The following is a 10,950-nucleotide window of genomic DNA, read 5'->3' as shown; positions in this document are numbered from 1 at the left end:
TCGGGGCAGGTCGGGACGGACTCAGCCACCGGTGACCACCCCGGCGGTGCGCTGCCAGTCCGCCCAGGCGAGCTCCAGGGAGTCGCGCACCCGCAGCCGGCGCTGCTCGGGGCTGTCCACCAGGAACAGCCCGCCGAAGGACCACCAGGCCTGGCCACCGAGGTCCTGCGGGCCCTCCGCGTCGAGCAGGGTGACGTGACGGCCGGCGGCCAGCAGCTCGGCCGCCGTGACGAGGCCGGCCAGGCCGTGCCCGACCACGAGGACGTCGGCGGACTCGCCGGTGGGCGCGGGGCGGTGGTCGTCCGGTGCAGGGGTCACGCGGCCATCATGCCCCGGGAGGTCACCCCGCCGCGGTGCGTCGGGCGCGCGCCTCGGAGACCCCGAGGGCCAGCGCCACCGGCAGGGTCACCAGCGCCACCCCGCCCAGCACGCCGAACCCGCCGGCCAGCCCGGTGGCCCCCGCCATCGTCCCGACCACGATGGGGCCTAGGCCGGTGCCGGCGTCGTAGCCGACGTTCCACACGGTCGAGGCCGTGCCCAGGCGGGCGGCCCCGGCGCGCTCGATCATCAGCACGAAGGTGTCGTTCTGCAGGGCACCGAAGCCGATGCCGAAGAGCGCGGCCCCCAGCACGGCCGTCTGGTCGGCGGCCAGCACCTCGGGCAGCCACCCCGGCAGGTCGGCCGGCTCGGTCATGGCGGTGGCCATCGCGGCGATGCCGGCCGCGGACAGCGCGGTCATCGGCGCCAGCAGGGCACCCACCCCGCGGCGGTCGCTGAAGGCACCGGCCCACGCGCGGCCCACCATCTGGCCGGCCGAGACCACCAGCAGGGCCCAGAAGACGGCCGCCGCGTCCTGCAGGCCGATGCCCAGGAAGGTGCCCACGGCGCCGTAGGCCAGCGAGGTCGCCAGGAGCACCAACGCCGGGGTGGGCCACGGGCGGGAGCGGTCCGTCACCGGCGCGCCCGCGCCCTCGGCGGGTGCGCCGTCCGCATCGCCGGCTGCCTCGCGGATGCCGGCAGCCACCGGGGCGACCAGCACGGCCACCGCGCCGGCCAGGAGGAAGACCGAGGTCCAGCCGACGGAGTGCGTCAACGGGATGCCGGCCGGGAGCGCCGGGATCTGTGCGGCCGCGATGGCCACGCCGTACATGCCCACCGCGCGGCCACGCAGTCGCGGCGGGGCCAGGGAGGCCGCAAGCGCCGAGCCGGCCACCACCACGGCACCGAAACCGAGGCCGCGCACCGCCTGGATGGCGTAGACGGCCTCGAGTGCCGAGGCCCACGGCAGCAGCAGCGCCGGGGCGCCCATGAACACCAGGCCGGCAACGTAGGGCTTCACGAAGCCGAACCTCCGCAGCAGCCAGGGCATGCCCACCTGGCCCAGCACGCACGCCGCCATCATGACCGTGGTCGTGGCCCCGACGCCGGTCGAGGAGGCGCCGAGGCGCTCGGCCCAGGCCGGGACGACCGGCAGCAGCAGGGCAAAGTTGAGGAACGCGCCGACGATGCCCACCAGCATCAGGACGTAGGAACGGCTGAACAGTCCGGGGGCGCGGGGGCTCTGGCGGTCGGTGGAGTGGGGCACGCCGCGAGGGTACTTGGCTCGCGGGCCGGTGTGGGATTCTCGGGGCATGGCCACCGACCGTCACAACCAGTGGGCGCAGCGCTTCGACCTGCTCGGGGACACCACCCGGCTGCGCCTGCTGGACCGGATGCACCACCACCCCGGCTCGTCGGTGGCCGAGCTCGCCGAGGCCGCGGGCATCAGCCAGGCCACGGCCTCCCAGGCGCTGCGGACCCTGCGCTCGCAGGGCTGGGTGGAGGCGACCCGGGACGGACGCTCGATGCGCTACCGGCTGGTGGACGAGACGGCCCACCGGCTGCTGCACGTGATGGGCGCCGACCACGAGCCGGGTGACGCCGGCTGACCCCTCAGCGCCGGGCGGGGCCCTCCGGCCCCACGTCCCAGCCCGCGGGCCCGGCGGACCCGGCGGCGTACTCCTCCAGCGGCACCTCGTCGCACTCCCAGGCGCCGAGCACCTGCTCGATGATCCGCCAGGACTGCACCGCGTTGTCACCCCGCACGGTCAGCAGCGGGTCGCCGTCGAGGATGCCGGCCAGCACCTCGCCGTAGGGCAGCAGCTCGGGCTCCCCCACAGTGGTGGTCAGCACCTTCTGCTCGATGCGGGTGGGGTCGGTCGCGTTCATGGTCAGGTGCAGCTCGACCGGTCCAGGCTTGAGGCTCACCACCAGCTGGTCGGGGCCCTGCTGACCGGTCAGGCCCGCGGGGAGGTGGCGCACGTCGCGGAAGGTGATGCGCACCTCCTTGGCCTTCTCCCCCAGCGCCTTGCCGCTGCGCAGCACGAACGGCACCCCGGTCCAGCGGTTGGTCTGCACCTCGACGACGACCTGCGCCAGGGTCTCGGTCCCGCGCGAGGGGTCCACCCCCTCCTCGGCGGTGTAGTCCGGCACCTCGCGGTCGCCGATCACCCCGGCCGTGTACCGCGCCCGGCGGGAGGCCACCACCGGGTCGTCGCCCCACAGCCGGGTGGCGTTCAGCACGTGCGCCTTGAGGTCGCGCAGCTCGTCGGCGTCGATGCGGGCCGGCGGCTCCATCGCGACGATCGCGAGCACCTGCAGCAGGTGGCTCTGGAGCATGTCGCGCAGCGCCCCAGCGGTGTCGTAGTAACCCGCACGCCCCTCCAGGGCGAGGTCCTCGTCGTAGGTGATCTCCACCATCGCGATGTCCTCGGCGTTCCAGACCTTCTCCAGGATGCGGTTGGAGAAGCGCATGCCGATGAAGTTCAGCAGCGTCGCCACCCCCAGGAAGTGGTCCACCCGGAAGATCTGGTTCTCCGGGACCAGCTGCAGCAGCTGGGCGTTGAACTCCGCGGCGCTCTCGGCCCCCTCGGCGAAGGGCTTCTCCAGCGCCAGCCGCAGGTCGCTGGGCAGGTCGGCGCCGCGCAGCTGCTCGCACGCGGCCATGGTGACCGCCGGCGGCAGCGCGAAGTAGAGCACCACCGGCCCCTCGAGCCCCCCGACGAGATCCGCCAGCTGCGTGCCCTGGAGCAGGTCCACCTGCTCGAAGCGCAGGTCGGCCAGCACCCGCTCGACGGTGGCGGCGGGCACCTCCTGCTCCTCGAGGCGGGTGCGCACCAGCTCGGCCCACTCGGCACCCCGGTCCTCGCGGTCCACCCCGATGAGGGTGAGCCCTCGCTCCGGCTGGGTCGCCAGGAGCGTCCCGATGCCGGGCAGCAGCAGCCGCTGCGTCAGGTCACCGGAGGCCCCCAGGATCACGAGCGTGGGGTGGGCGGGCGAGGACGGAGCGCTCATGGGGCTCACTGTGCCACGGTCGGTCCCGCCCCGGCAGTGCCGCCGGCCGAGACCCGCCGCCGCAGCTCCCGCGCGGTCACCACCCCGTTGATCCGGTCGACCACCACCCCGTCCCGCAGCACCACCACGGTGGGCACTGTCTGGATGGCGTAGGCCGTCGCCAGGGCCGGCAGCTCCTGGGTGTCCACGAGCGCGAACGCCCGTTCCGGGTCGGCCAGCTCACCGGCCACGGCCTCGAAGGTCGGCTCGAACAGCGAGCAGCTGCCGCACCAGGACCCGCTGAAGCAGACCACCACGGTCCGGCCGCGCTCCCCCATCAGGCCCGAGAGGTCCTCCACCCGGCGCACCCGCGCCAGGGGTTCCGCGACACCGGGGGGATCCGCGGTGCCGCTGGTGCTCACCACCCGCGCTCGGCCCACTCGTCGAGCTGCGGGCGCTCCTGGCCCAGCGTGGTCGGGTCGCCGTGGCCGGGGTGCACGTGGGCCTCGTCGTCGAAGGCGTCGAACAACTGCGAGCGGACGTCCCCCAGGAGCTGCTCGAAGTCGGCCCGACCCGAGGTCTTGCCCACCCCGCCGGGGAAGAGCGAGTCGCCGGTGAACAGGTGCACCTCGCCGCCGTCGACGAGGGCGAGCGCCACCGACCCGGGCGTGTGCCCGCGCAGCGAGATCACCTGCAGCTCGATGTCCTCCACCTGCACGGCCTCGCCATGCTCGAGCGGGCGGACGCTCCCGGCCGCGAGCCCGGCCTCCTCCTCGATGGCGGCCGCGTCGGCCTCGCCGCCGAGGAGCTCCACCCCGTCCGTGGCCAGCTCCGCGAGGGCCCGCACGTGGTCCCAGTGGCGGTGGGTGGTGACGATGGCGCGCAGGTCCGGCTCGCCCACCGCGGCCTCGGCCAGCAGACCCTGCAGGGCGGGCGCGTCCGCGGCGGCGTCGACGAGGACCTGCGCCCCCGTGCCCCGGGAGGTGATGACGTAGCACCGGTTGTCCATCTCGGAGACGCTGGTGCGGTGGACGGTCACGGCTGACAGCTCGGCGATCAACATGCCCCCAGTGTGACAACCGGTCGGGGCCCTGCGAGAGAGTGGGGGACATGACTGACATCCTGATCATCGGAGGACACGGCAAGATCGCCCTGCAGGCCGCCCGGCTGCTGGCCGAGCGCGGGGACCGGGTGACGAGCGTCATCCGCAAGCCCGAGCAGCAGGACGACGTGGCCGCCACCGGTGCCACGCCACTGGTGCTCGACGTCGAGCACGCCCAGCACGCCGACCTGGTGCAGGCGATGCGGGGCAAGGACGCCGTGGTGTGGTCGGCTGGCGCCGGTGGCGGCGACCTGGCCCGCACCTACGGGGTCGACCAGAAGGCCGCCATCGCATCCATGAAGGCCGCCCGCGACGCCGGGGTCCCCCGCTACGTCATGGTCAGCTTCTTCGGTGCCCAGCTGGACCACCCGCTGCCCTTCGACATGGGCTTCTTCCACTACACCCAGGCCAAGGCCGTGGCCGACGCCTACCTGCGGGAGAGCTCCCTGGCGTGGACGATCCTCGCCCCCAGCAAGCTCACCGAGGACGCCGGCACCGGCCGCGTGGACACCACCGCCGCCGAGGCCACGGAGGTGCCGCGCGCCGACGTCGCCGCGGCGATCGCGCACGTGTTGGGCGAGGGTGCCCACGCGTCGCTGCGCCGCACCATCACCCTGAACACCGGTGGGACGCCGCTGGCCGAGGCGATCGCGTGACCGCCCCAGCCTCCCGCGTCCGGCTCTCGGTGCTGGACCTGGTGCCCCGGTCGGAGGGCATGACCCCGGCCGAAGCCATCGCCGCCTCCCGCACCTACGCCGAGCGGCTGGACGAGCTCGGTTACCACCGGCTGTGGATCGCCGAGCACCACAACACCGGCACCTTCATGTCCTCGGCGACCGCGCTCCTCATCGCGCACCTGGGGCACGACACCCGCCGGATCCGCCTCGGGTCCGGCGGGGTGATGCTGCCCAACCACTCCCCGCTGATGGTGGCCGAGTACTACGGCACCTTGGCCACGCTCTTCCCCGACCGCATCGACCTCGGTCTGGGTCGCGCGCCGGGCACCGACCCGATGACGGCCTCGGCCTTGGCTCGGCGCTCCGCCGAGCTGGACGACGTGGCCAGCGACGTCGCGATGCTGTCGCGCTGGCTCGGCGACGAGCCGGAGAATGCGGTGGGCTCGGTGCGCGCCGTCCCCGGCGGCGGCACCGGGGTGCCGCTATGGATGCTCGGGTCGTCCACGGGCGGGGCCGCCGTGGCCGCCGCGCTGGGTCTGCCCTTCAGCTTCGCCTCGCACTTCGCGCCGGCCCAGCTGCGTCAGGCCCTGGACCTCTACCGGCAGAACTTCACCGCCGACGCGCCGACCGCCCAGGTGGACGCCCCGTACGTGATGGCCGGGGTGAACGCCCTGGTGGCGCCCACCACCGAGGAAGCCGAGCACCTGTTCACGACCTCCCAGCAGATGGCTGCTGCCATCCGCTCCGGGCGGCCGCAGGCGCTGCAGCCCCCGGTCGAGGACATCACCCGGGTGGTGCCCGAGGAGTTGTTGCGCATGGCCGACGGGCACGGGGTGCGCATGGTCGGCGACCCCGCGCAGGTGACCGACCAGTTGCAGGCCTTCGTGGACGAGTACGCGCTCGACGAGGTGATCACGACGACCTACACCTTCGACCCGGCGATGCGGGTGCGTTCCGCCGAGCTGCTGGCCGACGCGTGGGGGCTCACCCCGGCCGCGGAGGGCTGACCGACCAGGACAGCCGACGCGCTCGGGGTGCGGCCCCGGGCCCGTGAGAGAACAAGAAGCCGGCCACCCCGTGTGGGGTGGCCGGCAGCTTGGTGTGGAGCCCCCGACAGGAGTCGAACCCGCGACCTGCTGTTTACAAGACAGCTGCTCTACCAACTGAGCTACAGGGGCGTGCGGTCAGACAGTGTAGGTGCCACCAGGCCCCCGCCGGGCAGGTGCCGGGCGGGGGCCTGGTGGTGAGCGGACCTGGTCCGCGGTGAGATCAGTTCGCGGTGCCGAAGGTGTGCCAGAAGTAGCCGCGGTCGGTCTTGACCCAGCCGCTGGAGAGCTTCTCACCGGCGACCGTGGCCCCGGCGGAGTACTGGCCCAGGATGGAGTAGGACATGCCCGGACCGGAGCGCACGTTCACGCCACGCTTGATGGTGTAGGTGCCCGGGTCGGGGGTGTCGACCGAGTCCGTGGTGCCGAAGCTGTGCCAGAAGTACTTGCCCTCGGTGGTCTTGACCCAGCCGCTGGCGAGCTTCGTGCCCTCGATGGTGGTGCCCGGCAGGAGCTTGCCAGTGACCGCGTGCGACATGCCCGGACCGGAGCGGTAGTTCACCCGGTCGGTGATGGTCCAGGTGTCGGTGTCCGGGGTGGGGTCCGGCGTCGGGGGGGTCGGCGGCTCCGGGGGCGTCGGGGGCGTGGGGTCGCCGGGCATGGCCCAGCGGTCGGCGCCACCGTTGTCGCGCGTCAGGCCGGCGTACTTGCTGCACATCGGCCAGGCGCCGGGGCCCTGCAGGGACAGCAGGCGGCGGGCCGCGGCGATCTGCTCGCTCTTGGTGGCCAGGTCGGCGCGCGGCGCGAAGTCGAGGCCGCCGACACCCTTCCAGGAAATCTGGTGGAACTGGAGACCGCCGTAGTAGCCGTTGCCGGTGTTGATCGACCAGTTGCCACGGGACTCGCAGTGGGCCACGCGGTCCCACACGGTCGCGTCGTAGGCAGCGCTGGCGGGGGCCGCGGTGGCGAAGCCAGCGACCACGAAGGCACCGGCCATACCGGCTGCGGCAGTACCGCGGGCCTTCACGGTGGAGGGGATCTGGGACATGGGTTTCCTTCCTGACGGCACCGCCGGTGGGGTGAGCTGTCGGGTTCGGGACGTCAGGTGTCCCGGCCTCTTGAACGACAGAGGCTTCACCCCGAGCCGGCACGATGCAGTCACCGGCGGGAACCTGGGTTCCCCACGTTCGCCATGGCCCGGGAGCTTCCCGGCAGAGGCGCGTCGGTGGCGAACTTGGGCGGCGGACGCGCGCATGAGGGGTATGTGTGATGGAGGTGGAACAGGCACTGCACATCCAACTGGAGGGGGATGCGGCTCCAAGGGTAGCGACGGGGGGCCAGCCGTCAAGTGCTGCGCGAGGAACCGCTGGATACGGAGTAGGAGAGCCCGTACACGCACCGCGCCCCCGCACCTGGAGGGTGCGGGGGCGCGGTGATCACTCGGCCGGGGGCCGGGTGGGAGGGCTGTCTCAGCCGTTGAAGGTACCGAAGGTGTGCCAGAAGTAGCCGCGGTCGGTCTTGACCCAGCCGTTGGCCAGCTTCTCGCCCTCGACGGTGGAACCCTTGAGGTACATGCCCAGCGGGCTGTTGTCCATGCCGACGGCCGGACGCACGTTCACACCGTGGTGGATGGTGTAGGTGCCGGACTCGACGACCTCGAGGTCACCGGTGGTGCCGAACGTGTGCCAGAAGTAGCCCTCGTCGGTCTTCACCCAGCCGCTGTCGAGCTTGACGCCCTCAACGGTGGTGCCGGCGGTCAGGACGTCCTTCGGGGTGTTGTCCATCCCGGCGGCCGGACGCAGGTTGACGCCGCGCTCGATCGTCCAGGTGGTGGCCTCGGGGGCCGGCTCAGCCTTGGGTGCCGGCTCGGGCTTGGGCTCCGGCTTCGGCTCGGGCTTGGGCTCCGGCTTCGGCTCCGGCTTCGGCTCGGGCTTGGGCTCGGGCTTCGGCTCGGGCTTGGGCTCCGGCTTCGGCTCGGGCTTCGGGGCCGGGGCGGAGTCGCCCGGCATCGCGTTGCGGTCAGCACCACCGTTGGCCGAGGTCAGACCGGCCTTGACGGAGCACAGCGGCCAGGCGCCGGGGCCCTGGATGGCCAGCAGGCGCTGCGCGGCAGCGATCTGCTCGGCCTTGGTCGCGAGGTCGGCACGGGGGGCGAACTCGAGGCCGCCCACGCCCTGCCAGGAAGTGTTGGAGAACTGCACGCCACCGTAGTAGCCGTTGCCGGTGTTGATCGACCAGTTACCGTTGGACTCACACTGGGCGACGCGGTCCCACACGGAGGCGTCGTAGGACGAGGCGTTGGCCGGGGAGGCGGCGGCGAAGCCGGCGACGATGAAGGCGCCGGAGACGCCAGCGGCGCCGAGGGTACGAGGGGTCTTGAGGGGAGAACGGGACATCGGGATCCTTCCTGACTGCACCGCCGGTGGAGTGAGCTGTCGGGTTCGGAACGTCAGGTGTCCCGGCCTCGCGCGTTGCGCAGGGCTTCACCCCGAGCGAAGGGATCCTCCGCGTACTGCTGTGGGTCCCCCACACCCGCCATGGTCCCGGGACGGTCCCGGTCAAGCGCACCCGTGGCGGGATTGGGCGGCAGGTGCGCGAATGCTGTTCTGAATGGGTGTTTCTGCTGTGCAGCGTGTCGGCCTTGGGCCAGACACAGGGCGCAACGATAGCGAGATGAGTGGTGAGGTCAAGTCCTGCTTGTGGACAGGCCCCCCTCGCGGAGGCCGTTCACCGCCACGGCGCAAGGGTTGTGGGCCACCCCTGTGAGAGCCCCCACAGCACGCAGGCGATGGCCGTCGCCCCCAGGACGAGGGCCACCACGACCTCCGCCGCCGTGGTCCGCAGGGCACCTCCCAGGGTGAGGCGCGTACCCCGCCGCAGGGACGCACTGTCGATGCCCCACCACAGGCAGACCACCGTCACGAACGCGCCGGCGCCCCAGGCCAGTGCGTTGTCCAGCCCGGTGGCCGTTCCGGCGCCGGAGGCGGTGAACGACCGCAGCGGGTCGTAGCCCAGCGCGAAGTTCACCGCGACCACCGTCGCACCGCCCAGCAACGCCGGGGCGATCAGCGATGCGGTGCCGCGCACCATGGCCGTCACCAGGTGCCAGGGCGCCCCGGTGACGATCCGCCAGGTGTCCCCGGTGCGGCGCCCGCGTGCGAACAGCCGCTTGAGGTGGGCCATCGCCACGTGGTCGGCCCACCGGGCGACCAGGATCCACGCCACGACCACGACCCCGGTCGCGACGGGCCAGAGCATCGTGGCTGTGACCGCCAGCACCGATCCCATGAGGACCACCCAGCTGTGCCGGGGCAGCCGGGTCCGGGGGTCGTAGGGGTGCAGCTGGGAACGGCGGGGCATGCGGACCGCCCCGGAGTCCTGGTGGCGCGGCGGCACCGGCTGCGGCTCGCCGGCTGCCGGCCCCCACCCTGCGGGGGGCCCCTCCGGCCGGTAGCCGGCGGACGGCGGGCCCGGCTGGTACCCGGCGGACGGCGGGCCGCCCTGGTACCCCGCAGCCGACGGCCCGGGCTGCTGACCCGCCACCGGGGGACCGGCCGCCCCCGGGGCACCCCAGGTGGGGGCCTCGGGCTCCCGCAACCGTCCGGCGGGCTGGTCACGGTGCTGGGCGGGCGGCTGCAGGAAGCCCTCCGTCGCGGGCGGCGGCACGGGCTGCGCACCCCGGGAGGCCGCCGCCCGCGGGAGGGGACGGGTGGCCGCGCGGTCCACCGGCTGCGTCGCGTCCGGGTCGGGCCCGCCGCCCTCGCCCGGCAGGCGGGAGGTCGCACGACCCACGGGCTGGGTGGCGCCCGTCGCGGTGCCCGCGACGGGCACGGTGGCCTCCCCCATCGGGCCCTGCACTCCCAGCGGCTGGGTGGCCTGACGCTCCGGAAGCGACCCCCCGCCCCGGGCGATCACCTCACGCACCTCGGCGACCGTCGGCCGGTCCCCCGGGTCGACCGCGAGGCAGGCCTCGGCCAGCGGACGCCACTGCGGGTCCATGGAGCGCAGGTCGTGCTCACCGCGGCGGATGCGGGCCAGGATCGCCTCGTTCGGCCCCCCTCCGTAGGGGTTCCGCCCAGTGGCCGCGAAGGCCAGGACCGCGCCGAGGCCCCACCAGTCCGTGGAGACGGTGGGCTGCCCGCCCTCGATGAGCTCCGGGGCCAGGTAGCCGGGCGTGCCCATGACCAGCCCGGTGGCGGTGAGCCGGCTCTCCTCCCCGATGTGGGCGATGCCGAAGTCGATGATGACGGGGTCACCCGAGCGGTCGACCATCACGTTGCCGGGCTTCAGGTCGCGGTGCACCACCCCGACCGCGTGGATGGCGCGCAGCGCCTCGTGCACACCGGCGACGAACCGGTGGAGCGCCTCACCGTCCAGCGGGCCGTCCACGGCGACGCGCTCGTCCAGGGGCATGCCGGGCACGAACTCGGTGACGATGTACGGGAACTGCCCGTCCACGTCCGCGTCCAGGAAGCTCGCGACGCGGGGGTGCCGGACCCGGGCGAGGGTGGAGACCTCCCGCTCCAGGCGGGTGCGCGATGACACGTCGAAGGCGATGTGCGGGTGCAGCACCTTCACGGCCACGGCCCGGCCAAACCGGTCCGTGGCACGGTGCACGGTGCCCATGCCGCCGTGCCCGAGCCGTTCCTCCAGCCGGTACGGCCCCACCTGCGTCATCTCCATGCCCTCGAGGGTAGGGGGACAGTGCCCGCGGGGGCCTGCGACCCGCGACGGATCAAGGAGGCCACCCGTCGTTTGCGAGCCCCACCGGCGTGTGGTGAGGTGGCCGTGAGGGGCCCCTGCGCCCCACCGG

At 73.5% G+C, this 10,950-nt stretch carries 10 protein-coding genes, 1 tRNA gene, 1 pseudogene and 2 riboswitches; of the genes and pseudogenes, 3 read left to right on the top strand and 9 right to left on the bottom strand.

Annotated features, from left to right (window positions below):
• Nucleotides 1-39: 39 nt before the first annotated feature.
• Together KSED_RS01915 and KSED_RS01910 are read right to left on the bottom strand one after the other, a co-directional pair.
• Nucleotides 40-318: pseudogene (locus tag KSED_RS01915) on the bottom strand (FAD-dependent oxidoreductase); the annotation flags it as partial.
• Nucleotides 319-340: 22 nt separating this feature from the next.
• The gene (locus tag KSED_RS01910; RefSeq protein ID WP_169307766.1) at nt 341-1,585 is read right to left on the bottom strand and encodes an MFS transporter; all 1,245 of its coding nucleotides are present in this window, start codon (nt 1,583-1,585) and stop codon (nt 341-343) included.
• Between the two features lie 46 nt (nt 1,586-1,631).
• Here KSED_RS01910 and KSED_RS01905 point away from each other — a divergent pair, with 46 nt between their 5' ends.
• Complete coding sequence (locus KSED_RS01905; protein ID WP_012801887.1) at nt 1,632-1,928, top strand: ArsR/SmtB family transcription factor; 297 nt, start codon at nt 1,632-1,634, stop codon at nt 1,926-1,928.
• Between the two features lie 4 nt (nt 1,929-1,932).
• Here the strand turns inward: KSED_RS01905 and KSED_RS01900 are convergent, their stop codons facing one another.
• From KSED_RS01900 to KSED_RS01890, 3 genes are read right to left on the bottom strand one after another with little or no spacing between them, the layout of a single operon-like run.
• Nucleotides 1,933-3,333, bottom strand: coding sequence for a glucose-6-phosphate dehydrogenase (locus KSED_RS01900; RefSeq protein WP_012801886.1), 1,401 nt, complete (start codon nt 3,331-3,333; stop codon nt 1,933-1,935).
• 5 nt (nt 3,334-3,338) lie between these two features.
• Nucleotides 3,339-3,734: a thioredoxin family protein gene (locus tag KSED_RS01895; protein ID WP_143827325.1), complete on the bottom strand. Its 396-nt coding sequence runs from the start codon at nt 3,732-3,734 to the stop codon at nt 3,339-3,341.
• Nucleotides 3,731-4,375, bottom strand: a complete 645-nt coding sequence (locus KSED_RS01890) for an MBL fold metallo-hydrolase (RefSeq protein WP_012801884.1) — start codon at nt 4,373-4,375, stop codon at nt 3,731-3,733. Before KSED_RS01890 ends, KSED_RS01895 begins: the two co-directional genes overlap by 4 nt.
• 47 nt (nt 4,376-4,422) lie before the next feature.
• On the opposite strand from KSED_RS01890, the gene KSED_RS01885 reads away from it, so the two are divergent.
• Nucleotides 4,423-5,070: an SDR family oxidoreductase gene (locus KSED_RS01885; protein WP_012801883.1), complete on the top strand. Its 648-nt coding sequence runs from the start codon at nt 4,423-4,425 to the stop codon at nt 5,068-5,070.
• Nucleotides 5,067-6,098 (top strand): LLM class flavin-dependent oxidoreductase, encoded by a 1,032-nt coding sequence (locus tag KSED_RS01880; RefSeq protein WP_012801882.1) that lies wholly within the window; start codon nt 5,067-5,069, stop codon nt 6,096-6,098. The genes KSED_RS01885 and KSED_RS01880 overlap by 4 nt, the downstream gene beginning before the upstream one ends.
• Nucleotides 6,099-6,193: 95 nt before the next feature.
• Here KSED_RS01880 and KSED_RS01875 read toward each other — a convergent pair.
• From KSED_RS01875 to KSED_RS13360, 4 genes are all read right to left on the bottom strand, one after another.
• Nucleotides 6,194-6,269 (bottom strand) — tRNA-Thr (locus tag KSED_RS01875).
• 91 nt (nt 6,270-6,360) lie between these two features.
• On the bottom strand, nt 6,361-7,185 hold the full coding sequence (locus KSED_RS15615; RefSeq protein WP_012801881.1) for a transglycosylase family protein: 825 nt from the start codon (nt 7,183-7,185) through the stop codon (nt 6,361-6,363).
• A 6-nt stretch (nt 7,186-7,191) separates the two neighbouring features.
• Nucleotides 7,192-7,345: riboswitch (cyclic di-AMP (ydaO/yuaA leader) on the bottom strand.
• Nucleotides 7,346-7,606: 261 nt separating this feature from the next.
• Nucleotides 7,607-8,533, bottom strand: coding sequence for a transglycosylase family protein (locus tag KSED_RS13365; RefSeq protein WP_012801880.1), 927 nt, complete (start codon nt 8,531-8,533; stop codon nt 7,607-7,609).
• A 6-nt stretch (nt 8,534-8,539) separates the two neighbouring features.
• Nucleotides 8,540-8,696: riboswitch (cyclic di-AMP (ydaO/yuaA leader) on the bottom strand.
• Between the two features lie 168 nt (nt 8,697-8,864).
• Nucleotides 8,865-10,820, bottom strand: coding sequence for a serine/threonine-protein kinase (locus KSED_RS13360; RefSeq protein WP_012801879.1), 1,956 nt, complete (start codon nt 10,818-10,820; stop codon nt 8,865-8,867).
• Nucleotides 10,821-10,950: the final 130 nt, after the last annotated feature.

The sequence above is a fragment of the Kytococcus sedentarius DSM 20547 genome (assembly GCF_000023925.1).
GTDB classification, from domain to species: domain Bacteria; phylum Actinomycetota; class Actinomycetes; order Actinomycetales; family Dermatophilaceae; genus Kytococcus; species Kytococcus sedentarius.
This window is presented reverse-complemented; position numbering and strand designations above follow the sequence as displayed.